At 63.1% G+C, this 23,500-nt stretch carries 22 protein-coding genes; 9 read left to right on the forward strand and 13 right to left on the reverse strand.

Features of this window, described 5'->3' with window-relative positions:
- From NTD82_RS17840 to NTD82_RS17860, 5 genes are all read right to left on the reverse strand, one after another.
- On the reverse strand, positions 1-733 hold a 733-nt coding region (locus tag NTD82_RS17840), incomplete at its 3' end, for a PepSY-associated TM helix domain-containing protein (RefSeq protein WP_262129645.1).
- Positions 730-1,017 (reverse strand): DUF3649 domain-containing protein, encoded by a 288-nt coding sequence (locus NTD82_RS17845; RefSeq protein ID WP_175653259.1) that lies wholly within the window; start codon positions 1,015-1,017, stop codon positions 730-732. The genes NTD82_RS17845 and NTD82_RS17840, both read right to left, overlap by 4 nt.
- Positions 1,018-1,056: 39 nt before the next feature.
- A complete protein-coding gene (locus NTD82_RS17850; protein ID WP_262129646.1) occupies positions 1,057-3,276 on the reverse strand; it encodes a TonB-dependent siderophore receptor in 2,220 nt (739 codons plus the stop codon).
- A 143-nt stretch (positions 3,277-3,419) separates the two neighbouring features.
- Positions 3,420-4,757, reverse strand: a complete 1,338-nt coding sequence (locus tag NTD82_RS17855; protein WP_262129647.1) for a sensor histidine kinase — start codon at positions 4,755-4,757, stop codon at positions 3,420-3,422.
- Positions 4,754-5,479 (reverse strand): response regulator transcription factor, encoded by a 726-nt coding sequence (locus NTD82_RS17860; RefSeq protein ID WP_262129648.1) that lies wholly within the window; start codon positions 5,477-5,479, stop codon positions 4,754-4,756. The genes NTD82_RS17855 and NTD82_RS17860 overlap by 4 nt, the downstream gene beginning before the upstream one ends.
- Positions 5,480-5,728: 249 nt before the next feature.
- On the opposite strand from NTD82_RS17860, the gene NTD82_RS17865 reads away from it, so the two are divergent.
- The 3 genes from NTD82_RS17865 to NTD82_RS17875 are packed head-to-tail and all read left to right on the forward strand — an operon-like array spanning position 5,729 to position 8,045.
- Positions 5,729-6,208: a hypothetical protein gene (locus NTD82_RS17865; RefSeq protein ID WP_262129649.1), complete on the forward strand. Its 480-nt coding sequence runs from the start codon at positions 5,729-5,731 to the stop codon at positions 6,206-6,208.
- Positions 6,209-6,211: 3 nt separating this feature from the next.
- Positions 6,212-7,651 carry a PAAR domain-containing protein gene (locus NTD82_RS17870; RefSeq protein WP_262129650.1) on the forward strand — a complete coding sequence of 480 codons (1,440 nt, stop codon included), beginning with the start codon at positions 6,212-6,214 and terminating at the stop codon, positions 7,649-7,651.
- Complete coding sequence (locus tag NTD82_RS17875) at positions 7,629-8,045, forward strand: hypothetical protein (protein ID WP_262129651.1); 417 nt, start codon at positions 7,629-7,631, stop codon at positions 8,043-8,045. Before NTD82_RS17870 ends, NTD82_RS17875 begins: the two co-directional genes overlap by 23 nt.
- Before the next feature lie 615 nt (positions 8,046-8,660).
- Here NTD82_RS17875 and NTD82_RS17880 read toward each other — a convergent pair.
- The 4 genes from NTD82_RS17880 to NTD82_RS17895 all read right to left on the reverse strand — a co-directional run bounded on the left by NTD82_RS17880 (position 8,661) and on the right by NTD82_RS17895 (position 13,345).
- Positions 8,661-11,144 (reverse strand): TonB-dependent siderophore receptor, encoded by a 2,484-nt coding sequence (locus NTD82_RS17880; RefSeq protein WP_262129652.1) that lies wholly within the window; start codon positions 11,142-11,144, stop codon positions 8,661-8,663.
- Positions 11,145-11,218: 74 nt separating this feature from the next.
- The gene (locus NTD82_RS17885) at positions 11,219-12,166 is read right to left on the reverse strand and encodes a FecR family protein (protein ID WP_262129653.1); all 948 of its coding nucleotides are present in this window, start codon (positions 12,164-12,166) and stop codon (positions 11,219-11,221) included.
- A complete protein-coding gene (locus NTD82_RS17890) occupies positions 12,163-12,675 on the reverse strand; it encodes a sigma-70 family RNA polymerase sigma factor (protein WP_095158697.1) in 513 nt (170 codons plus the stop codon). Before NTD82_RS17890 ends, NTD82_RS17885 begins: the two co-directional genes overlap by 4 nt.
- 64 nt (positions 12,676-12,739) lie before the next feature.
- Positions 12,740-13,345, reverse strand: a complete 606-nt coding sequence (locus tag NTD82_RS17895) for a LysE family translocator (RefSeq protein WP_095158698.1) — start codon at positions 13,343-13,345, stop codon at positions 12,740-12,742.
- Between the two features lie 129 nt (positions 13,346-13,474).
- Here NTD82_RS17895 and NTD82_RS17900 point away from each other — a divergent pair, with 129 nt between their 5' ends.
- A complete protein-coding gene (locus NTD82_RS17900; RefSeq protein WP_262129654.1) occupies positions 13,475-14,344 on the forward strand; it encodes a LysR substrate-binding domain-containing protein in 870 nt (289 codons plus the stop codon).
- Between the two features lie 44 nt (positions 14,345-14,388).
- Positions 14,389-14,724, forward strand: coding sequence for a DUF2834 domain-containing protein (locus NTD82_RS17905; RefSeq protein ID WP_262129655.1), 336 nt, complete (start codon positions 14,389-14,391; stop codon positions 14,722-14,724).
- Here NTD82_RS17905 and NTD82_RS17910 read toward each other — a convergent pair.
- Positions 14,672-15,265: a YcbK family protein gene (locus tag NTD82_RS17910; RefSeq protein ID WP_262129656.1), complete on the reverse strand. Its 594-nt coding sequence runs from the start codon at positions 15,263-15,265 to the stop codon at positions 14,672-14,674. The genes NTD82_RS17905 and NTD82_RS17910 overlap by 53 nt on opposite strands.
- 83 nt (positions 15,266-15,348) lie before the next feature.
- On the opposite strand from NTD82_RS17910, the gene NTD82_RS17915 reads away from it, so the two are divergent.
- Entirely contained in the window at positions 15,349-16,500 is a 1,152-nt protein-coding gene (locus tag NTD82_RS17915) for a hypothetical protein (protein ID WP_262129657.1), read from the forward strand.
- A 35-nt stretch (positions 16,501-16,535) separates the two neighbouring features.
- Here the strand turns inward: NTD82_RS17915 and can are convergent, their stop codons facing one another.
- From can to NTD82_RS17930, 3 genes are all read right to left on the reverse strand, one after another.
- Positions 16,536-17,174 (reverse strand): carbonate dehydratase, encoded by a 639-nt coding sequence (can, locus tag NTD82_RS17920; RefSeq protein ID WP_095158703.1) that lies wholly within the window; start codon positions 17,172-17,174, stop codon positions 16,536-16,538.
- Between the two features lie 65 nt (positions 17,175-17,239).
- On the reverse strand, positions 17,240-17,692 hold the full coding sequence (gene rimI / locus NTD82_RS17925; protein ID WP_095158704.1) for a ribosomal protein S18-alanine N-acetyltransferase: 453 nt from the start codon (positions 17,690-17,692) through the stop codon (positions 17,240-17,242).
- The gene (locus NTD82_RS17930) at positions 17,685-18,485 is read right to left on the reverse strand and encodes an energy transducer TonB (RefSeq protein WP_095158727.1); all 801 of its coding nucleotides are present in this window, start codon (positions 18,483-18,485) and stop codon (positions 17,685-17,687) included. The genes rimI and NTD82_RS17930 overlap by 8 nt, the downstream gene beginning before the upstream one ends.
- A 176-nt stretch (positions 18,486-18,661) precedes the next feature.
- On the opposite strand from NTD82_RS17930, the gene mksB reads away from it, so the two are divergent.
- The 3 genes from mksB to mksF are packed head-to-tail and all read left to right on the forward strand — an operon-like array spanning position 18,662 to position 23,458.
- Positions 18,662-19,939 (forward strand): Mks condensin complex protein MksB, encoded by a 1,278-nt coding sequence (mksB, locus tag NTD82_RS17935; protein ID WP_095158705.1) that lies wholly within the window; start codon positions 18,662-18,664, stop codon positions 19,937-19,939.
- The gene (gene mksE / locus NTD82_RS17940) at positions 19,929-20,630 is read left to right on the forward strand and encodes an Mks condensin complex protein MksE (protein WP_095158706.1); all 702 of its coding nucleotides are present in this window, start codon (positions 19,929-19,931) and stop codon (positions 20,628-20,630) included. Before mksB ends, mksE begins: the two co-directional genes overlap by 11 nt.
- Complete coding sequence (gene mksF / locus NTD82_RS17945; RefSeq protein ID WP_262129658.1) at positions 20,627-23,458, forward strand: Mks condensin complex protein MksF; 2,832 nt, start codon at positions 20,627-20,629, stop codon at positions 23,456-23,458. The genes mksE and mksF overlap by 4 nt, the downstream gene beginning before the upstream one ends.
- Positions 23,459-23,500 lie beyond the last annotated feature (42 nt).

Genomic DNA, 23,500 nt, shown 5'->3' on the forward strand with positions numbered 1-23,500 from the left:
GCTGACCCGCGTTTGGCGCAGCCGCATGCTGCGCCACCGGCATGCCGCGCAGGGCGCGGTTGAGCGCATCGCGATCGCCATCGAACAGCGCGTCGGACGCCGCCGGCATATAGATCAGGTAGAAAATCACCAGCCCGGTGTAGGTGATCATCAGGTGGAAGGGCAGCACCAGCACCGCCGTGGCGTTGTGCGCGTCGAGCCAGGAGCGCTGGCCCTTGGCCGGGCGGAAGGTGAAGAACTCCTTGAAGAATTTCTTGTGGATAACGATGCCGCTGATCAGCGCCGCGAGCATCGCCATGGCCGCCAGCCCCACCACCCAGATGCCGATGTTGCGCGGCAGGTTGAGGGTGAAATGGAAGCGGAAGAAAAAGCTGCCGCCCGCGCTTTCGCGCACGTCCAGTAGCTCGCCGGTGTGCGGGTCGAGCGCGGTGCCGCCGCCACGGCGCTGCTCGCCGGCGGAAACGGTGAGGTTCGGCGAGCGCTCGCCGGGCAGGCCAATGTTCCAGGCGCTGGCGCCGGGATGGTTGCTTTGCAGGTAATCCAGCCCGCGCTGCACGGCCTCGTCCTGGCTAAGGTTGTGGGTCGGGATTTCCGGGCGCATCCAGCCGTCGATTTCCTTGTCGAACACCGCGAGGGTGCCAGTCAGAAAAATCGCGAACAGGACCCAGCCAAAGATCAGCCCGCTCCAGGTGTGCATCCACGAGAGCGATTGGGTGATGGTCTTCGGTTTCATCCCAGGGCCTCCATCAGTTGCGGCCAGAAGCCGATCACCGCCAACGGCACTGCCAGCGCCAGCCCGGCCCAGGCGCGGGCAGCGCTGCGGCAGGCGAAGGCCCAGAGGATGACGCCGGTGTAGACGGCGAAGGACAGCAGGCTGGCGCTGATCAGGGCGTCGACCTTGTCCAGCGGCAATAGCCGGGCCAGTGCGGCGGTGAAGGCATAGGTGAAGGCGTAACCGCCCAGAATCGCGGCGACGATGCGGGAGAGCATGGGCCAGGAGAAGGTTGTTGTTTTCATGGGGGGCTCATGTTTCCCGCTGGCCTTGAAGGTCTCTGATCAGAAGCTGGTCGTCACCGACGCATAGAACGCACGACCCGGTTCGTTGTACGTGCTCGCACCCGAGCTGGTGCCCGCGCCTTCGCGGTACACGCGCTTGTCGAACAGGTTGTTGATGCCGGCACCGAACGACAGGTTCTTGTTCACTTCATACGTGCCGCCAACACCCCAGACATGGTACGGATCGAGGGTCTTCAGCTCGTTCTGCGCGGTGACGTCGACGTCACGGGTCGGGTTGAAGCGGCGCGGCTCCTGCTTGCCGTAGTAGGTGCCGGTCAGGCTCAGCGCCAGGGCCTGGGTCACCTGCCAGTCGAGCATGGTGTTGACGGTGTATTCCGGCACCACCGACAGCGGGTTGCCGTCGCTGTCTTCGTTGGAATCCATGTAGGTGAAGTTGGTGTTCCAGCTCAGGATCTCGCCAGCCTCGCCCAGCAGCGGCACGCCGACGTTGCCTTCCCAGCCCTTGACCACGGCGTCCTTGGCGTTGTCCCAGCGCAGGATCGCTTCGTTGGCCGAGGTGCGACCGGCGAGGTCGTTGGACGAGACGATCTTGTTCTCGTAGTCGTTGCGGAAGTAGGTCAGGCCGGCGCTCCAGCCGTCGCGGGCAAAGCTGATGCCCAGCTCCTTGTTGATGCTGATTTCCGGGTCGAGGTTGTCATTGCCCAGCACGTAGCAGCCGTTGGAACTGAGGCTCGGCGCACAGCCGTTGCCGTTGCTGCGGTACAGGTAGTTGGGGTTGGACTGGTATAGGTTCGGCGCCTTGAAGGCCCGGGCGACGCCGCCCTTGAGGGTGATGTCGTCGGTGAGCTTGTACGAGGTGTTCAGGCTCGGGCTCCAGTTGGCGCCGAACTGGTCGTGGTGGTCCAGGCGCAGGCCCGGCGTCAGGTACCAGTTGGGCGTCAGCTCGATGTTGTCCTCGGCATACACCGCCATGATGGTGGAATCCATGTCGGTGGCCCGCGCGCCCGCGGCGGAGTTCGGCAGGGTGGTGCCGATGGCGCGGTTCATGGTGCTCGGGTCATCCAGTTCCTGGTAATTCCACTCGGCGCCGAGGGTCAGGGTCTGCGCCACCAGCACCTGCAGCGGGATGTCCAGTTGGCCCTGGACCAGGTAACTGTCGTAGGTGCTCAGGGACTTGTCGTTGCCGCTGATATCGCCGTCGACCGAACCGGTCTGGCCTTCCAGCAGGCGGTCGTTGCGGGTCTTCTCGTACTGCGCGAGCACACGCGACGTACCGAACTCCCAGTCGCCACGGTGGGTGACGGAGAAGTTCTGCCGGTACATCGTGTTGGTTTCGCGACCGAGCCACTGGTTGACGGTGCTGCCCGGGGTCAGCGAATCAGTACCGCCGGTGCCCACGTCGCCGGTGTAGATGTTGCCCTGGCGGCTGTAGCCGGTTTCGAAATCGAGGGTCTGCTGGTTGTCCAGCGCCCAGCTCAGCAGCGCGTTGACGTCCTTGTTGCGCACGCCTTCGCGGCCAGCGGCGAGGGACGCGCCGGAAGCGGTGTCGGTGTGGGCCTGGTTGATGTCGGCATCGTCGGCATCGGTCTTGTTCAGGTTGCCGTAGACGCGGAAAGTCAGCGAGTCGGTCAGCGGGCCGGCGAGGCTGAAGGTGGTGCGCTTGGTCACGCCTTCGGCATCGTCTTCGGGCAGGTTGGTGAAGGCCGAGATGCTGCCAGTCAGGGCCTGGGTCGGGCGCTTGGTGATGATGTTGACCACGCCGCCCATGGAGCCGGAACCGTAGCGCGCCGCGGCCGGGCCGCGCAGGACTTCAATGCTCTCGACTTCGTTGGCCGGCACCCAGTTGCTGTCGCCGCGGGTGTCGCGCTCGCCGGAGCGGGTGTAGCGCACCGAGTTGCGCGAGGTGACCGGCTTGCCGTCGATCAGGATCAGGGTGTTTTCCGGGCCCATGCCGCGCAGGTCGATCTGCCGGTTGTTGCCACGGGTACCGCTGGCGCTGTTGCCGGTGAGGTTGACGCCGGGCATCTTGCGGACGATCTCGGACAGGTCGTTGACCGGCGGGCGTTTCTTGATGTCTTCAGCGGTAATCAGAGAGACGCCGGGCGCCTGCTTCAGCTCTTCCGCGGCGGTGGCCACCACATGGGTGTCGCCCAGTTCCAGCGCCTCGCTGGTTTGCGCGTCGGTGGCGGCCAGCAGGGTCGAAGGGGATGCGGCCAACAGGGCCAGGCAGAGGTGATTGAGCTTGAATCGGGGTTGCATCGACGACGCTCCTTTCGCAATGAGGGCCTGCAGAAAAGGAGCGAGAGGAATGGAAAAACGATGACATCCGACTCACCCCAGGTCTGCCCGGGACGAGCGCGAATGCTATAGATTCGTAAATGAGAGTAAATCTTTTTTACATTTCATACACTTCTCAGCCTGAGGTTGACGCGCAGCCCTGGCGTGCGGTTTTGCGCCCAGACTTCGCCGCCCTGCAACTGCACCACACTGCGCGCAATCGACAGCCCCAAGCCAAAACCATCGCCCCCCGGGCGCGCGGCGTTGAGCCGGGTGAAGGGCTGGAAAATGCTTTCCAGCTTGGCCGGCGCCACGCCCGGGCCCTGGTCTTCGATCCACAGGTGCCAGTCGTCGCCATCGCGGTTGCCGCCAAGGCGCACGATCCCGCCCGGCGGCGAATGACGCACGGCGTTGCGCAGGATGTTTTCCAGCGCCTGGGCCAGGCTGTTGAGGTTGCCGAGCACGGTGCAACTGGCGGGCAGCTCGTTGTGCAATTGCTCGGCGGGCCAGCCGCTTTCGTAGCAGACGTCCTCGCACAGCACCTCCCACAAGCGCCCGATGTCCACCGGTTCCAGCGGCAGCAGCGGGCGTTCGGTGTCGAGCCAGACCAGCTCCAGGGTGTCGTTGATCAGCCGTTCCATGCTCTGCACTTCACGCTCCAGGCGCTGGCGCAGGGCGACGGTGTCCTGTTCGCGCTCACCGGTGACGCGCAGGCGGCTCAAGGGCGTGCGCAGCTCGTGGGACAGGTCGCGGAGCAACTGACGCTGAAAATCGACGGTGCTTTCCAGGCGCCCGGCCATGTGGTCGAAAGCCCGCGCCAGCTCGCCCAATTCATCACGCCGGCGGGTCAGTTGCGCGCCGACCCGGGCCGAGAGATTACCGGCGCTCAGGGTATTGGCCTGGCGCCGCAGAATCACCATCGGCGCGATCACCGTGCGGTACAGCAGCACGCCGAGCCCCAGCGCCAGGCATGCCGGCAGCAGCCGTTCCAGCAGCAACCGCCACAGGTGGTTGTACTTGCGCGGGTCCAGCCGCGGCGGCAGGTCCATCACCAGCCGGGCTTCGCTGTCGCTGAACGGGATGTAGAAGGTCGGCGTGCCACCGGGCCGGCCCACCGACCAGTCCAGCGGCCGCATGAAGTTGAGTTTCTTGCGCTCGCGCCCGCGCAACGGGCGCGATGACAGCGACAGGTCATGCTGCCCGACCACCGCCGCCCAGACGCCTTCTCGCGCCCTCAACGAAGCCAGAAACCCATCGACCCCGGGCGTGCCGTTTTCGGTCCAGGCGCTCTCCGCCTCGCGGGCGTAGTCCGCGAGAATCTGCCGGGTCGGCTCGGGCAACTTGGCGGTCGTCATCTCGATGCGCTGACTGACATCCACGTGCAGGCTGATGATCAGCAGGCTCAGCAGGGCAATGCCGCCAACCAGTTTCCAGAACAGCGAATGGCGGTCGGGCAGCGTCATGGCGTCACGCGCTTGAGCACATAACCGGCGCCACGCACCGTCTCCACCCGGCCAGCGCTGTAGCCGATGGACTGCAATTTGCGGCGGATATGGCTGACATGCATGTCGAGGCTGCGATCGTGGATCGAATACGCCCGGTGCAGCGCCTGCTGGTAAAGGAAGGTCTTGCTCAGCACCTCGTTGGGCGAGTGCAGCAAGGTTTCGAGGATGCGGTATTCGGTGCTGGTGAGATCCGCCCAGACACCGTTGTTGCAGACATCGCTGCGCAGCGGATCGAAGGTCAGGTCAAGCGCCTGGCCCAACGCCTCATGGCCGCTGTGGTCCGCACGCTCGTAGGCCACGCGCCGCAGGATGGCGTCGATGCGCACATCCATCTCGCCCATGCTGAACGGCTTGGGCAGGTAGTCGTCGGCGCCCTGGCTGAAGCCGACGATACGGTCCTGCTCGGCCCCCAGCGCCGACATCAGGATCACCGGCACGCGCTGGCGGCGGCGCAATTCGGCGAGCATCTCCAGGCCATTGCTGTCGGGCAGCAGGATATCCAGTAGCACCAGGTCATAGGCGCCGTCGCGCACCAGCTCGACCACGTCGCTGGCGTCATGCCGCACCGTCACGGCAAACCCGCGCTGGCCCAGGTGGCTGTCGATATGGGCGGACAACACCGGGTCGTCCTCGATGGAGAGGATACGGATCGGAGCGCGTGGGGAAGCAGCGGCCTGCATGGGGGCACCTTGCAAATGAGAATGTTTCTTTGTCGCGTATTCTGACTAAAGATGCGGAAGATGCCCACAGGCGGATGTCTATTTTTCATCCATGCCCCACATTAACCATCAAAAAATCCCTATCACCTTTTAGGAAACGTCTGATGTCTTTCCGCTAACCAAACCTCCAGGGTTGCAGGCTCCCAACCGACAGGCACCGCTGTTTTTTCATTCAGAAAAACAAGCGGACCCTCTGCAAGGAGCAGCACCGTGGACAGCACCACTCCTCGCTTTACCAACGAAGTGTCTGCAGAGTTTCTGCAGTCACTCGACGAATCGCCCAACGCTCCTGAAACCCTCGTAACCTTCGCCGAATCCGTGCGCGATCAGGTGCTGCAGCAGAACGAGTATTGCCAGCCCCATCCGGCGCAATCCATCCACCGCCTGGCCTGCGAAGGTAGCCGCACCCGCAAGGGCGGGGTCATTCGCAAGACAACCAGCGAAATGCGGATCACATTGCACAACGGCCTGGAGGTCGGCGTTGCCCAGGCTGGGGATGTCGCCGAATACTCGGACGGCAGCAGCGCAGCAATCCTGCCCCACAGCCTCGAGGAAGGAAGCCACATCGCCGTGGTCGGCAGCCGCCTCGCCAACGGCGACGAAATCATCGACACCCTACAGGACCAGGTCTTTCTCATCTCGAGAAAGGGCCTGCTCTCCTCCGATGGCGTGTATGTGACGGAGGACTGAGCCATGGCCCGCGTAATGGTAAACGGCCTGGGGCACGGCCTTCATGGCGACAAGACCACAACGGGCGCCATCTGCCTCGGCAGCCTGCCCTACTCCACCCAGGGTGGCCGAGGCGTACTGCGCCTCGGCGACAGAACCACCGAATGCCCCAAATGCGGCAAGGTGGGCACCCTCGTTGAAACCGCGCCGACCATCCTCTGGAACGGCAAGCGCGCCGCGCTGCACGGCGCGCTGATTCAGTGCGATTGCCCGGCGGGCAGCAACCGGCTGATCGCGCTGAAGGAGCCAGCGGCGGCAAGGTCGGCAGTGGCAAACCCTTTGCAAACAACCGCTGGCCCCTCCTCCTCACAGCCGTTCGCCCCACCGGCTACCGCCGCAGGCTCGGCTTCTTCCGTGTCCGGCGCGTCGGCTGTCTCGACCGCAGACGATAACGATCCCGCCGAGCCCGGCTTCTACATCGTGCAGAAATCCATCAGCCGCTCCGCGCTGGAAGCCGAACTGTTCGGCGATTCGCCGTCCCCGGAGCTGATGCGCAAGTTCAATGGCCTGAACGGCAGCCTTGGGAACGACATCGTCAAGGCTGGACAGTTGGTGGTGCTCGGTGATCCGCGGAATTTCATGTGCATGCGGGAAGAGGCGCATTTGATGCAAGTGGCGGAAGAAGTTGCCGTGGCGTTGAAGGATCTGGATCCGGAGGACGCAGATTTCATGGTCAAGTATCGGGGCGAGATTGCTGCAATTCTGGGGGAGACCTCAACTTGGGCAGGGGTCACCGCCACCGTACTGGAAAAACACGTGCGGAACATCACCCATGTTCTGCTCGAATTGGAAAAGCTTCATAAGAATACCTACCAAACTTATGGACACCTACGAGTACCCGATTTTTTTGAAAAGCGGAAACAGTTGCTGACGAAGTTAGATGCCTTACTCTTCAACTCAACCCGCGTACGGAGTTTCACTTCGCTGGGCAATCACCCGAAACTGCAAAAAGCACTGCATATCTCGACAAAAAGTCTGGTGCACAATTGGAAAAAGGCCGGAGGACCAAGAAAAATCCCCGGTTACTCTAATTATGTGAAATCCATGAGCAAGGCCGCAGACTACATGAAGAACGGTGGCTTTATCGCCATCGGGGTGGGCGGAATATCTTCGGCACTTATAATCAAGGAAACTTGCACGACTGAATCGGATGAAGAATGCACCAGGATCGTGATGAAAGAGGGCAGCAAATTCTCGTTTTCCACTCTCGGCGGATTAGCTGCTGGCTGGGCGGCCTCCAGCTTGAAAATATGCTTGGGTCGCAGCCAAAAGCTTTCAGTCACGGGGTACGCAGTTTGCACGATAGCTGTAGTTGGCGGAGCCTCTTTTACAGGGGCTCATTATGGTGGAAAACTTGGCGAACTCACGGGGGAAACCATTCATGACCACTTTCTCCGTGATTGATATCGACTCCTGGCCGATTGAATGGAGGGTTTTCCTCTGTTCGGGATGGGTCGCGCTGATTATCCTCAATTATGGTTTCAGAACCTATATTTATAATATCCACCTCCCCGAGATGATACAGGCATTCAGCCGAAGCCCTTACATATCAAAAACCGCATCCATGCTTGAAAAACAAGGACCTATTGCACGAAGAACCCTCATAGATTTTATATTCGGAGCCATAAAGTACGCACCAAAAATGATAAGACTCGGCTATGTATCCGCTCAAGATATCTACGACCTCCCTCTCTACCTGAAGGTGCTTATCTACACCCAAGACATGGCTACCCGAATAGCTATAGCATGGAGTTTTAGCGTACTGACACTCATATTGATTGCAGACACAACAAATTAAAAGAACGAGGACAACCTGTTGGCCGACCTGAGAACGTGGTACCCCATAGCAATTATGCTTATGAGCCTGACAGTCATCCTATCCTTTATAATCGCCTTCGCACACACTGCATATATAACAAAAAAGCACTTCAATGAAATACTCAACGCAGTAAAGCACAGCCCTAACCTCTATTCCCCCATGAAAGCTAACGCCTTAGGAGGATTCCCGAGAAAACTATTTGCAGTAGGTAGTTTATACGGAGCCTTGTCCAGCCCAAGACTACTGTCAGTCGAATATCTGTCACTCAAAGACATAGAAAATTTTCCACCGCACCTTTTACGTCTATTAGCCAGGGAAAGACTCCTTCACCACATAGAACTTATACTATTTCTTGCCGCAGTCTCTCTACTTCCGCTCAAGCCCTGATCGAAAATTCACTAAACCCGACAACCCATCAGTACATGAGGGGATAAGTGCCTGGAAAGCCTGCCAAAGTATAGGCGTTAGTCATATTCATATTAGTGCCCATAAAAGGAAACAGTCAGTGATAGAAACCGAACTGCGTCGTTGAATATCTACTAATGCGTTAACCTAACCCGCCCCCTCACCTCAGTGAGGGGACGATCTCAATCGTTAAAACTCCCACTTCGTCGTCACCATCACATTCCGCGGCGCCCCATAACTCCCGCTGTAGAAGTTCTCATCCAGCGAACTCACATACTTCTTGTCGAACAGGTTGTTGACCGTTGCGGTCGCCGACCATTGGGAGGTGAGTTGGTAGCGGGCCATCAGGCCGACCGTGGCGTAGTCGTCCTGCTTGTAGGTCGACGGCGACGGCAGCATCCAGCTTTCGGAGGTGAAATGGATGCTGCTCTGCCAGTTCACACCGCCGCCGACGGTCAGGCGCTCCAGCGCGCCGGGCAGGCGGTAGGTGGTCCAGAGCTTGAAGATGTCCATCGGGATGATGGTCTTGATCCGCTCGCCTTCGCTGTCCTTGACCCGCGAGTGGCTGTAGCTGGCGTCGACGTTCCAGCCCGGCAGGATCTCGCCGCTGACTTCCATTTCGAAACCACGGGTGGTGGTTTTCTTCGCGGCGTAGGCGGTGTCGTAGTCGGTGCCGATGATGATGCCGTCAGCCACGTTGTCGTTTTCCAGCTTCACCTCGAACAACGCGAAGGCGGTGTTCAGGCGACCGTCGAAGTACTCGCCCTTGAGACCGATTTCGTAGTTGTCGCCTTCTCGCGGGTCGAGCAGTTTGCCGCTCCGGTCCTTGTAGGTCTGCGGCTTGAAGATGCTGGTGTAGCTGGCGTACAGCGAGTGGTTGTCGTCGAGGTCGTAGACCACGCCGGCATAGGGTGTGACCTCGCCACTGACCCGCACCGAATCGTCGGTGTTCAGGTAAACCATGGCCGGGACGTTGTAGTGGTAGCTGGCGCCGTATTTGTAGTTGCTCACCCGGGCACCGAGCACCAGCGACAGGTCGTCGGTGGGCTTGAGGCGGGTCGCCAGGTAGGCGCCGTTCTGCCGCTGCTGCAGGTTGTCGTCTTCGCGGTTGATGCTGTAGGTCGGGCGCGGGCCGTAGTTGTCCCAGGTGCGGATATTCACCGGCAGGCCGCTGACAAGGTTGTTGCTGCCGCCGGACGCGGTGGGATGGCCGAAGCCGTTGCGGCGGTTTTCGTAGTTCTGGTAGTTGAAGCCCATCACCAGTTCGTGTTCGCGACCGAAGGCCTGGAACGGGCCGGAAAGCATCAGGTCGAGGCCTTGCTGCTTCTGCCAGTTCTCGCCTTTGGTGGCGGTGTATTTCAGGCCGCTGCCGGTGGCCGGATCGACGAAGCCGGTGGACGTGCCGGCGATCACCGAGTCGTAGTCGCGGGTGCCGTAGAGGTAGCTGGTGGACAGTTTCAGGGTCCAGTCATTGGCCAGCTTCTGCTCGATGGAGGCGAAGCTGTTGATGATTTCCTGATGGTTGCTGCTGTCGCGACTGGCCGGGTTGTCGGAGCGCGAGGTGTGCAGCTTGTTGCCGTACTTGTCGAGCAGCGGCAGGCCGGTTGTGGAGAACCCGCGCGGATCGCTGTCCAGATAGTCCACGCCGACGGTGAGCAGGGTGCTGTCGCTCAGGTCGAATTCGGTAATCCCGTAGAGGATGGTTTTTTCCTGCTGCAGGTGGTCGGTGAAACTGTTGCCCTGTTGATACGCCGCCACCGCCCGGCCACGCACGTTGCCGCTGTCGGTCAGCGGACCGGAGACGTCCACTTCCGTGCGGTACAGGTCCCAGGAGCCGAGGCCAGCGCTGGCGTAGCCCTTGAAGGTGTCGGAGGGGCGCTTGCGCACCAGGTTGACGGTGCCGGATGGATCGCCCGCGCCAGAGAGCAGGCCGGTGGCGCCGCGCACCACTTCGACCCGATCGTAGATCGCCATGTCCGCCAGCGCATGAGGCAGCGCCTGGCTGAAGGCGAAGGACGTGGTGGGCATGCCGTCGAACTGATAGTTGTCGATCGCCAGGCCACGGGAGAACACGTAGAGCCGGTCGCTGCCCGGGCTCTGCACGTTGAGCCCCGGCGCCTGCTCCAGCACCTGGCCGATGCTGCGCAGGTTCTGGTCGTCGATGCGCTGGCGGGTCAGCACGCTCACCGACTGCGGGGTTTCGCGCAGGCTCATGTTCAATTTGGTGGCGGTGTTTGTCGCACCGGTGGTGTAGGAACCCGTGCCTTCGGTGGTGCTCCCCAGCCCCACGCCAGTGACACTGGTCGCGCCCAGTTCCAGCGCGCCGTTGACCTGTGGAACGTCGATCAACACATAGCCGTCCGGGCTGGACTGGGCTTGCAGGCCCTGACCGCGCAGCAGTGTGGCGAACCCTTCCCGCACGCCATAGCTGCCTTGCAGACCGGTGCTGCGCTTGCGTGCCACCTGCTCGGCATTGAAGGAAATCGCCACGCCGGATTCGCGTGCATAACGGCTCAGCACATCACCCAGCGCGCCGGCCGGGATGTCGTAGCGTTGCACCTGTTGCTGGGCCTGGGCCGGCAGGGTCGCGAACAAAGGGGCGCCGACGATGGCGAAGTGAATGGCCAGCGCCAGGGCACTGCTGGCGTTGCGGGGGCGTAGCGATGCAGACATCTTGCGTAGTCCTCGTTAGGTGTTGGCTAGTACAAGGACGCACGGCAAACGATTAGTGGAAAAAGGTTTGAGAATTATTTCTGTTCGAGACGAACCCGGGTCAGCCACGGGGTGTAGTGCTCGACCTCGATCGGCAGGCTGCGCGCCAGCAGACGCAATGCACGCTCGCTGTCGTCGGCGGGCAGCACCGCGGACACTTTCAGGCCGGACAGGGCCTTCGCGTCATAGCTCAGGTAACCGCCATGATGACGGGCCAGACGCTCCAGCACCTGGTTCAGCGGCTGCTCGCGAATCACCAGTTGATGAGCGCTCCACGCCTGCTCCAGTCCAACACCGTCCACCGGCTGCGCCGGCTGGATGCCATGGCCGTCGAACTGCACTTGCTGGCCGGCCGGCACGGTGACGATATCGCCGGCGCTCTTCACTTCGGTGCTGGATTCGATCATCGCCAACCGCGTGGACTCACCCAGACGCTCGACCACGAAGCGCGTGCCCAGGGCACGCACGCTGCCGTGTTCGGTGACCACCAGGAATGGCCGGCTGGCGTCCTTGGCCACATCGACAAGGATTTCGCCGCTGACCAGGCGCAGGGTGCGGGTTTGCCCATCGAATTGCAGGTCCACCGCCGAACGCCCATCGAGCTGGATACGGCTGCCGTCGGGCAGTTGCTGACTGCTCCATTGGCCGACGCCCGTGCGGATATCGGCCAACAGATAGGCCGGCGGAAATTGCTGCAGCGCCAGCCCGGCGGGGATCGCCAGCACCGCCGCGACGGCTAGTGCCTTGAGGCTGCGCCGCGTCCGCGAACGCGCGACCACGGTGCCCAGCGCCGCGCGCACCGGTGCGCTTGGCAGGTCATGCAGTGGCGCCAGGCTGCCCTGCAACGCCTGAACCGCGTGCAGATGAGCGGGATCGGCCGTCAACCAGGCGCGGAAGGCCTCCCGCGCCGCGGCATCCGGCTCGTCGTCCATGCGCACCAACCATTCGGCAGCCTGGCGCAGCACCGCCGCCGAGTGCTTCACAGCACACCACCGGCGGCGTGGCACTGCAGCAGTGCCTGAACCAGATCGTTCTGCACGGTCTTGGTCGAGACGTTCAATTGCTCGGCGATCTGCGCATGGCTCAAGCCATCCAGGTGGCGCAGGACGAACACCTGGCGCATGCGCGGCGACATGTTTTCCAGCGCCCGGGCAATGTGTTCCAGGGCCTGCACCGCAGCCATCACCTGTTCCGCAGACGGTGCCTGCTCCATGAATTCGGCATGCCGCGCCAGTTCATCGCGGTAAGCCTGTTCGAGCTTGTGCCGGCGACTGCGGTCCACCAACAGGCGCCGCGCCACGGTGGCGAGAAACGCCCGCGGCTCACGCGGCGTGACATAGGCGCCAGCGCCCAGCAGACGGATGAAGGTGTCCTGGGCCATGTCCGCAGCATTGTGCGGACAATCCAGGCGCCGCCGCAGCCAGCTCAGCAGCCAGCCGTGATAGCCCTTGTACAACGCATCGAGACTGTCTGCTGGCGGAGTGGCTTTCATGGGACACAGGACTAAATGGGAATGATTCTATCTTACGGCGCTGACACAGAAAGTTGCAATCCGCTCAACGCACACTGGCGAACAGCACCGTCACGCCGAGTCCGAGCAGCGCCATGCCGATCACCCGGTCCACAAGCAATTGGCGCTCGATCATTACCCGGCGCAGCGGCGCACTGGAAAAGCCCAACGCCACCAGGCTGAACCACACCCAGTGGGCCACGGACATGAACAGGCCGTAGCCGAATTGCTGCGCCAGCGAACTGCCCGGCCCGACCACCTGGGTATAGGCGCTGACCACGAACAGCAGCGTCTTGGGATTGAGCGCGTTGGTGAGGAAACCCGCAACGAAGGTGCCTCTGGCTGCGGGCGCTTCGCCGTCCAGTGACAGGCGGCGGGTGTTGGTCAGCGAGCTGTAGCCGAGGTAGATCAGGTAGCCGGCGCCGAGCACTTTCATCAGCAGGAATAGCGTCGGCGAATGCTGCACCAGCACGGACACCCCGAGCACGGTGTACAGCACATGCACCTGCACGCCACAGGCGATGCCGAGCGCGGCGAGCAGGCCGCTGCGCCGGCCGAAGGCATAGCTGGCCCGAGTGACCATGGCGAAATCCGGCCCGGGGCTGATGACCGCCAACACGGTGAACAGGGCAACGGCGATGAGTTCGTTCACAAAGATTCCCTTTCTGGATACGCAAGCAAATAGCGCAGATCGACTACGCGGTCCGCCATTATCGAAACCCTGACCACGGCTTAAAAAGCGATTTATAGTGCGGCAAATCCGCTAGTTTTCCTCACAGATATGAAACTGCCTGCCCTCACCGCCTTTCGCTACTTCGATGTCGCCGCGCGCACGGGCAGCTTCGTCCGCGCCGCCGAACAATTGCACGTCACCCACGGCGCGGTCAGCCGTCAAGTGCGCCTGCTCGAGGCCTCGCTTGGGGTGGAACTGTTCGAGCGACGCAATCGCGCGATCTTCCTCAACGCTGCGGGCCGCGCCTTGCTGGCGACCACCCAGTCGGTGTTCGAACAACTCGAAGGCACGGTCTACCGCCTGCAACAACAGGCCAGGGAGAACGTGCTGGTGTTGTCTTGCGAGCCGACCCTGGCGATGAAATGGCTGATCCCGCGTCTGCCAGACTTTCAAGCCGCGCACCCGGAGATTCAATTGCACCTGATGGCGGCCGGCGGCCCGGTGGATTTCGCCCGCAGCGGCGTCGACCTGGCGTTGCGCCGCGACGACTTTCAGTGGGAAGACGGGCTACAGGTGCGAAAGATCTGCGACGAATGGGTCGGTCCGGTGATCAGTCCGGCGCGGTCGTTGCCCGCTTACGGATTCGCCGGCCAGCGCCTGCTGCACAGCGCCACCCGCCCCGGCGCCTGGGCGACCTGGCTGCGCCTGAGTGGACAGCCGGACGACAGCGAAGGCCGCGCCGACTACGAACATTTCTACTTATGCATCCAGGCCGCGGTGGCCGGTCTCGGCGTGGCCATGGCGTCGCGAATGATGGTCGACGATGAACTCGCCAGCGGCCAATTGCAGGCGCCGCACGGTTTCGTTCGCGACGGCTCGGCGTATGTGCTGCTCTGTCCGCAGCCTTGGGAGGAGTCGGAGAAATGCCGGCGCTTTGCGGACTGGGTGGTTGAGAAGACCCACAGCAATCCGGCGTGAGGTTACACTCGGCCCTCAGAATTTTCCGACGCAAGGACTGCACGATGAACAAGCCCTGGCTGGCCCTGGTCACCCTCCTCGCCTTCACCGGCTACACCCTCTACAGCATGAGCATCGCCGAACAATCCCTGCTGCAGTTCGGTCTGCAACTGATGTCCAGCCCCGACACCGCGCAGGTGGTGATCGACCTTTACATCATGGCCGGCCTCGCCTGCGCGTGGATGGTCCAGGACGCTCGGGCCAAAGGCCGCTCGCTGCTCAGCGTGCTGCCGTACTGCCTGCTGACCGCGGTGTTCGTGTCCATCGGCCCATTGCTGTATCTGGTGATCAACGGGTTTCGTCATTCGCCAGCCGCACACAGAACGACGAATCCGCACTGAAGTCGCCACCCCAGGTGCGATACCCGGCGGTGTCGATATGAATCCGCCCTGACGGATAACGCCCCAACCCCATGTTCCAGACCTTGCCGTAGCGCTGCCAGAAGCGGCACAACGGTTGCGGGTCGCTGCCCTTGGCCAGCAGCAGATCGACGGCGAAGGCGCGGGTGTGGGCACTGCCGACCGCGCCGCCGGCGCAGCGATTAAGTGCCGGGTCACGGTAGGCCGACACCACTTCATAGGGTCCGAGAATCCGTTCATCACTGAGCAGGTCCAGCAGCCGCAAGGTGCTGCGTACCTCCGGCCATTGCGCCACGGGCGGCACCGCAAAAGGCTCGGCGCGGCACTGGCGCCAGTCGCTGGCCGAGCGCAGCAACTGATACAGCGGCACCACGCCGTACAGTTGCGCATCCACCAGCATTTCGCGGAACGGCCGGGTCTGATGGTCCGCCGTCCATTGAGCGAACGACCAAAGATCGCGCTCATCCGCCTGTGCCGCGGTACTGATCAACAGGGCCGCGATCGCCTTTTTCCATCCGTTCATCCGCCCTCTTCCCATGGCCCCGGCAACTCCCCCAGTATGGCAATCCTCCCAATCGGAGGGAGGCATCTGACAAGGAGTTAAGCATGCACAAGATTGCACCGATCGCTCTGGGCCTGATCGCCCTCGCCGCAGCCAGCCAGGCAGCGGCCGACACCCGGGTGGAACTGGGCAGCCAGGAGCGCGTGACCCGGCTGTTCGCCTACCCCAACAACTGCAACGTGATATGTTTTCGCGACTGGTCGCTGGAAAAGACCGTCGAGCACTACCTGACCCAAAGCGTGCAGCGCGACGGCTACCCGGCCGCGACGGTGACGGTGCGGCGTGACAACGACAAACTGCATGCCGATATCAGCGGCGTCCCGGCGAACTACGGCAAACCGCTGACCGCCCTGCTCGACACTGGCGAACTGGCCTACAACGGCGCGAAAAAACTCAACACCGACGGCAAATGGGCCTACAACTGGTACCTGTTCCTGCCGCTGGGCATGGCCCTGGAAAACCGCCGCAGCATCGAGCTGCTGCACTTCCCGCCGGATTACTCGCTGACCCAGGCCCAGGATTACCTGCGCTCCAACACCACCGATCGCTGGGCCAGCCTGCTGACCTTCAACGGCATTCTCGCCGCCGACACCCCGGCCTACCAGACCATCGTCGACATCGCCCCGATCGCCGCGCCCGCCAGCGCCGGCAAGGACCTTGAAGGCGTCTACGGCTACTTCCAGGACTATCAGGTGCGCATGGTCAAGGAAGTCACCCGCAGCCAGAGCGGTGCCTCGCTGCCGATGGTGGCCTTCGGCTCGCCGGTGCGCACCTGGATCCAGCAGCAATACGGCCCGAGCCTGAAAGTGCTGGGCCTGGCGACCATCAGCCCGACGCCCGGACAGCAAGTGCCGGTGCTGGGCTCGAACCACCCGAGTGCGATCTGGTATGCGGCGGACCCGGCCAACAACGGTGGTGATCAGGACAAGGCCGATGCGGCGGGCCTGAAGATGATGGGCCAGGACCTCAGCGCTGCCTGCTGGCAGGCCGGCGTGGGCCGCAACCCGAAAGCCGACCCGCAAGCGACACTGAACGCCTGCACGCAAAAGTGGCAAGTGACCGCGAAGAAGCAGACCTGTGAATTGTTCTATCGGACCATTCGCGAGATGACGCCAGAGCAGGCGAGCGCGAAGTGCAATACCGGCGCGGTGACGCGCAAGCTGCGCGAGCTGCAGAAGCCGGTCGAAGAAATATGAAAGCCATCGGGGCTGCAAAGCAGCCCCGAAACACTTTATTCCTGCGGTCGCAACCGATACTGCGGCGGCAACTGGTCAAGTCCGCTGATGGTCACGTCCAGACTCTTCCAGCGACCATCCTTGATGCCATAGATGCAGCCATGTACCGACAACTCCTGGCCGCGATGCCAGGCGTTCTGGACGATGGTGGTATGGCCGACGTTGGCCACTTGCTGGATCACGTTCAGCTCGCACAGGCGGTCCACCTGTTCTTCCTCGGTGGGCAGCTTCGACAGCTCGACGCGGTGCTCGTAATACAGGTCGCGGATCGAACGCAGCCAGCCGTCGATCAGGCCGAACTGGCGGTCCTGCATCGACGCCCGCACACCGCCGCAACCGTAGTGGCCGGTCACCAGAATGTGCCGCACCTTGAGCACATCCACCGCGTACTGGATCACCGACAGGCAGTTCAGGTCGGTGTGCAGCACCACGTTGGCGACGTTGCGGTGGACGAACAGGTCGCCCGGCAGCATGCCGACGATCTCGTTGGCCGGAACCCGCGCATCCGAGCAGCCGATCCAGAGGAATTCAGGCGTCTGCTGGTTCGCCAGCTTGGCGAAGAAATCAGGGTCCTTCCGGGTGATGCTGTCCGCCCAACGCGCGTTGTTATCGATCAGTTCTTGCAGGTCGTGCATGTTCAAGCCTCACGGAAAGGATGCCCTGTTATGACAGGCCGCGACCCGGGCGGGTCACGCGCCCTTTATTCGATGAGGGTGCAGGCCATCACCAGCGCATCTTCGCGGCCACCCGGCGCCGGGTAGTAATCGCGGCGCCGACCCACTTCGTTGAAACCATAGCGCTCGTACAAGCGGTAGGCCGACTGGTTGCTGGCGCGGACTTCAAGGAAGCACTCACGACCGTTCGACTCATAGGCGCGCTTCATCAATTGTTCCAGCAGCGCCAGGCCCAGACCGCGGCCCTGGCTCTCCGGCTTGACGGTGATGTTGAGCAGGTGCGCCTCGTCGATGATCACATTGATCACGCCATGGCCGACCTGTTGCTCGCCTTCGAACATCAACCAGACTTCGTAGCTTTTCAGCGCGTCGAGGAAGATCCCGCGGGTCCAGGGATGACTGAAGGCGGCGTATTCGATCTTCAGTACGCTATCCAGATCCGCCTCGGTCATCCGACGGAAGCTGAGGGTGTCACTCATTGTGCGGTTTCCAGCGCGCCATCAGCCGGCGCATGGCTTTCCAGACGTCCGCCTTGCGCGGCGGCTCGTCCATCAACAATTCAAGGGACGGCAGCCCCCAGGCAGTGCCCAGGCCTTGCACCGCCCATTCACGGGTATAGGACGTTTCGTCGCCTTCGCCGGCAAAGCGGATGGCCGGCAGGCCGATCAGCCACAGACAGGCGCACGGCACTTCTTCGAGCCGGGCCTGAATGAAGCCCTGGACGAAGTCCCGCGCAGCATCCGGGCCCTGGTCGAGACTGCCGCGCACCAGCAACGGCCAGCGCACCGGCTCGCCGACGATCTGCGGGCTGTCGGGAAGGCCGGCGGCACGCAGCATGTCTTTGAGCAGCAGGTAGGACGGATCGCGACTCTGGAAGGCCTCGCCAGTCGCCAGTTCGACCAGCAGCAGGCAGTTACCGGCACGCAGCAACTGCAGGGCGAAACGCGGCGGCGGCTGGACCACGGCCTTGACCGGCGCGGGCGCTTCTTCCGCCGCCTCGACCGGCTTGGGCGCTGGCTTGGCGGTGACGCTCGGGCGGGGAATCTCGATCTTCGGCCGCTCTGCCGGCTTCACCACGGGCTTCACAACGGACTGGGCGACAGCGGCGGCTGCCCGGGCCGGCACTTCCGGCGGCAGTTCCTCGACCAGCGGCTCGAGCGGCAACAGCAGCTCCGGGCGCGACGGCGCGGCGAACGGCAGTTCGGCACGCGGCAGCCAGTGCACCACTTGCATGGCGTTCAGGTAAGCGCGGCGGCGGGACTCGGTCAGCAAGGAGGCGGCCATCTGTGGATAAGTCAGGGCGCACATTCTAACGCCGTTGCGCGCCGGGCGCCGCAGTCGATCGGCGGAAAAACGCCGGACACCCCCTGCAAACGATCAAGGGTGAAGCCAATCCCCCCCAATGCAGTACAATCGGCGCTTTTATTTGGCAGCGAGTCGAACCGCCAATGATCGAACCCAAGCGCGTCCTGCGCGCCCTGGCTGAACACTGGAACCTGTTGGAACCGCTGTGCGAGCGGTTCGACGGGGGTACCCTCAGTCTGGGCGAATTGCGCCAGCAACTGGCTGCCCAGCAGCTTGAAAGCACGGTCCAGGACATCACCAACCTGCTCGACGTGTGGATCCGCCTGGACATCCTCGTCCCGGTGGCAAAAAGCCCCAACCGCTTCGAGCTGAACGCCCAGATCCACGACTTCCTCGCCTACCTGCGCCGCGAACACCGCCTCGGCCTGTGCCTGGAAATCGAAGCCTACCTGCGCCACCTCGAGCGCCTGGCCGGGCATATCCAGGACGCCTTCGACATCCGCGACGGCCACGACCTGGCCCGCCAGTTGCGCCTGCTGGACATGCGCGTGCGCGATGTCCTGAAGAAGCTCGACAACGACGAGCAGGCGCTGGTCGGGGTGGCCGAGCGGGCCAAGACCAGCGACCGCCAGATTCCCCTGCGCCAGCGCTATGCAGAAGTACTGGCGACCTGGGACGAGTACGTCGAGCCGATGATCCAGTTGGTCAACGCCGACGGCGCCTTCGAACAAGGCGTGCGCAAGGTCGAGACCGTGCTGCTGCGCCTGCTCAGCGAGCAGGCCCGGCTCGGGCAACTGGTGGACGACGACATGCTGCTGCGCACCCACGCGCGCATCCTCGAAATGCAGACCAGCGCCCAGTTGACCCTGCGCCACGCCCGCGAACTGCTGCTGCCGCTGCGCGAAGAAGCGCGCCGGCACAACGCCGTAACCCGCGGCGCGGCCCTGGCCCTGTCGGTGATCCGCCGCAAGGGCATCGACGCCGTGCCGCAGGCGGCCATGCCGCTGTTCACCCGGCCGCAGAGCACCTTTCTCGGCAGCGCCAGCCAGGTCGAGGCCTACGTCTACGCCCTGGCTCGCTTCGAACCGAAGCCGGCGCAGTTCCCCAAGGCGCACAAGAGCCACAAGGGCGAACCGACCCGCGCCCCGCGCACGGTCAAGGAAATGCTCGAACGCTGCGAAGACGCCCTGCCGCTGCCGGACCTGATGGTCTGGCTGCTGGAGCAGGAACCCGAAGGCGCCACCGACGAACTGCTCTACTGGTTCTCGCGCCTCTCGCGGGAAAAACGCTTCGCCCGCGAACGCCTCGACCGCCGTGACTACACCACCCGCGAACACCTGGTCAGCCTGCGCTCCTTCGCCCTGACATCCAGCCGCGAAACTTCGCCAGAGCCTACAGCGAGCCCTACCCATGCATCTTGATCTTTCCGAACTGTCCCAGCTCGCACCGATCTTCCGCGAGCTGTTCAAGGGCTTCCACATCAGCCGGCGCGACCCGGAGCTGTACACCCAACTGTCGAACTTCCAGGACCAGTACCGCGGCCTGTTCAAGGCGCTGGGCTACGAGCTGGTCTGCGACACCCGCGGCTTCTACTACTTCGTCCCCGAGCTGGCTGCCGCGCAGGTCAACAAGACCGCGCAGCGCCTGTCGCTGTTCACCTTCATCCTGGTGGAGCACCTGGCCGATCAGGGCCGCGACCCGATGTCGGTGCTCGACGGCGGCAGCCTCGGCCGCGACGAACTGCCCTCGCTGCTGGACAAGTACCGCGACCTGTTCCTCCAGGCCGAAGTGCAGACCCCCGACGAACTGGAAGAAAAGATCATGCGCCGCATGACCCAGCTCGGCTTCGCCCACGAAGAAAACGGCATCTACCGCTTCCTGCCGCCGATGCACCGCTTCCTCGATGTCTGCCTGTCGGTCCAGCAGGACCGCGACCTGGCCGCCAGCCTGCACAGCAACCTGCCGCTGCCCACGCCCGTGCTGGTGGAAGAAGAAAGCCCCGAACAACTCAACAGCACCGACGACCCGCTGGATCTGGCGCCGTTCGAAGAAAGCGAAGAAGACGCCCTGGCCCGGGCCATCGCCGAAGAGCAACAGGAGATTGACGCATGAGCCAGGAACGCTACGGCATCCGCCGCTTCGCATTGCTCAACACCGCCGGCTACAGCCTCGGCCTGTTCCCGCTGGAACACCCGCTGTCGGTCTACGGCGCGAACAACCTGGGCAAGAGTGCCTCGATCAACGCCCTGCAATTCCCGATTCTGGCGCGCATGTCGGACATGAGCTTCGGCAAGTACAGCCTGGAACAGTCGCGGCGCTTCTACTTCGCCAGCGACACCAGCTACATCCTCTGCGAAGTGAACCTGCCCCACGGCCCACACGTGATTGGCGTGGTCGGCCGCGGCCCGGGCGGCGGCTTCGGCCACCAGTTCTTCGCCTACGCCGGCGAGCTGGACCTGGCCCACTACCAGCGCAACGACACCTGCCTGCGCCAGAAAGAGCTGTTCGCCAACCTTGAGCGCAACGGCCTGAAAGCCTACGAACTCAAGCCTGACGAACTGCGTCGACTGCTGGTCGGCGGACACACCTCGATTCCGCTCGACCTGACCCTGATCCCGCTGCGCTCCACCAGCGAGCAGAGCCTGAAGACTTTCCGCGCACTGTTCATCAACCTGCTGCACATGCGCGAAATCACCGCCGCCAAGCTCAAGCAACTGTTCCTCGACGCCTTCGAGCACAGCCTGCGCTCCGGCAGCGTCGACTACATCGCTGCGTGCGAAGAAGCCTTCCGCGACGTACGCCGCATGGAGCAGGACTACAACTCGCTGGTCGCCGCCGGCCCGCTGGTCGAGGCCCTGGCCAACGGCGTGGCGCAGCGCGACATCCTGCGCGGCAAACTGCACCGCCTGTCGCCCCTGCTCGATTCGCTGCTGGGCACCTGGCAGGACTACTCCGGCGCCCGCAAGGAAGAACTGGTCATCCAGTCCGAACACTACCGTGGCGAGCAGGACGCACTGCAGAACGACCAGCGCAACGGCACCCAGGAACTGATGCGCCTGGAGCGTGAAATCAGCGGCATTCAGCGCTGGCTCGGCGAGCTGTCGGTGCTGAAGCACCGCTTTGCTCTGGTGGACGACGTCAAGGTGCTGGAACAGCAACTGCTGGCCGCCAAGGATGCCCACGACGAGCTGGCCGGCGCCCTGGCGCAGTCCCGCCAGTTCAGCGCCGAAGACCTCGAAGAGCGCCTGCGGGACCTGGAAAAACGCCTGAAGTCGGTGAAACAGCAACTCGATCACGCCGACAACAACAGCTACGCCCGCCTGCGCGAAGAGTTCTCGCAACAGGACGTCGAACGTCTGATGCGCCTGTTCAACGGCGCGCTGTTCAGCCTGCCGCTGGGCGAGCGCGGCATCGAGCTGGATGACAGCGACGTCTGGGTCAAGTCACTGGAAGCGGTACTGGACGGCTTCAAGGGCGAGCGCTTCGAAGTGCCTGGCCTGTCCATCGACCTGTCCCATATCGAGCCGCCGGCCCTGCAGGCCCTGGCCGACCGCGCCGCACTGCGCGACCAGAAGGAGCGCCTGGAAAAAGAACTCAAGCAGCTCAAGACCCAGCAGTCGGTGACCGCCGACCGCGCCGCGAGCAAGACCCAGACCGAAGCCCTGTACCAACAGGTGCTGGACGCGCAGAAAGCCCTCGAAGATTTCCGCCGCACCCAGACCCTGAGCGTCGAAGAAGGCGACAAGCTGGAACAACTGGCGCAACTGGAAGCCGCCCAGGACGAACTCAAGCGCTCCAGCGACGCCTTCACCGAACGCGTCCAGCAACTGTCCGCCAAACTGCAACTGGTCGGCCGGCAGATCGCCGATATGGAAGCCAAGCAGCGCACCCTCGACGACGCCCTGCGCCGCCGCCAACTGCTGCCGTCAGACCTGCCGTTCGGCACGCCGTTCATGGAGCCGGTGGACGACTCGATGGACAACCTGCTGCCGCTGCTCAACGACTATCAGGACAGTTGGCAGGGCCTGCTGCGGGTCGACAACCAGATCGAAGCGCTGTACGCCCAGGTCCGCCTCAAGGGCGTGGCCAAGTTCGACAGCGAAGACGACATGGAGCGCCGCCTGCAACTGCTGATCAACGCCTACGCGCACCGCACCGATGAAGCGCTGACCCTGGGCAAGGCACGCCGCGCCGCGGTCACCGACATCGCCCGGACCCTGCGCAACATCCGCAGCGACTACGACAGCCTCGAACACCAACTGGCGCTGTTCAACCGCGAGATCAACCGCCGCCAGGTCTCCAACCTGCAGAGCTTCCGCATCGTCCTCGCGCCGAACAAGGAAGCCCTCAAGCACATCGACCAGATCATCCACAGCGCCGGCCAATACGAGGAAGGCGAGACCCTGTCGGTGTTCGACCTGAGCCAGAGCGCCGAGCAGGACAACAAGAACGAGGAAGCCAAGGAGTATCTGGCCCGCCTGGTTGCGGCGAACCACAACCAGCTTGGCCTCAAGGACCTATTCGAACTCGCGTTCGAGATCACCAAGGTCAATGGCCAGCCGGTCATCCACACCGACATCGACGGCGCCGCCTCCAACGGCACCACGATGACCATCAAGGCGCTGACCAACATGTACTTGTTGCTGCACCTGATGGACCGCGACCTCGCCGGCCGCGTGCGCCTGCCGTACTACCTCGATGAGGCTGCGGACATCGACGAACGCAACCAGGCCGCGCTGCTGGAAACCAGCCTGCAACTGGGCTTCGTCCCGATCCTGGCGAGCGTGAAGCCGCAGGTGTCGGCACACGTGGCGATCGATCTGGAAGGCGGTAGCGGGCCGAACGGCATCTACATCGACGAGTCGGACTGGAAGTACATCAGCCGGCTGGATGTGGTGAAGGCGGAGGTGCGGGAAGAGGCCGAAGAGGCGTCAGCCTGAAAATGATGTGGGGCCTTTAGTGGCCCCACATATTTCAGAAAG

This window comes from Pseudomonas sp. 5P_5.1_Bac1 (genome assembly GCF_025466015.1).
Lineage (GTDB): Bacteria > Pseudomonadota > Gammaproteobacteria > Pseudomonadales > Pseudomonadaceae > Aquipseudomonas.